Annotated in this window: 1 protein-coding gene; it reads left to right on the forward strand. The window is 40.2% G+C overall.

Features of this window, described 5'->3' with window-relative positions; genetic code table 11:
* Positions 1 to 36: 36 nt before the first annotated feature.
* The coding region (locus NE664_14785; protein MCQ4727901.1) for a hypothetical protein at positions 37 to 410 on the forward strand (374 nt) is incomplete at its 3' end.

Raw genomic sequence — 410 nt, forward strand, 5'->3', positions numbered from 1 at the left:
GAGGTATAGTTATGAAATCAGGTTATAAAAGTCCTGATGGGAGGACTGACATTAAAACGGAAAGACGAGAAAAAAGGTACTTTTCTCATCTTTGTGTTATTCGCAGTGCTTCTGACTGTTTGCAGTAGCAAGCAGAAAGAAGCGACACACAACGAAACGATGATTATAAAGCCAAGTGAATTTTCAGAAGAAACAAAAGATCTCATACTTGAGAAAGCTAAATTTGAAGACTGGGAAACGATGTACAAAAATGTATGGTCGCGGTCGGAAGCAGCACTGTATATGCAATGGCGAGTGACAGAGAGTGAAGCGGCGGCCAGGGAATGTATTCGCAAAACCATTGAATATCAGAAAAATACCCTTGGCCCAGATTATACAGGCAAAGGGTATGGAAAACAGATTTTGCAATT

The sequence above is a fragment of the Anaerotignum faecicola genome (assembly GCA_024460105.1).
In the GTDB taxonomy this organism is placed as follows: Bacteria; Bacillota; Clostridia; order Lachnospirales; family Anaerotignaceae; genus JANFXS01.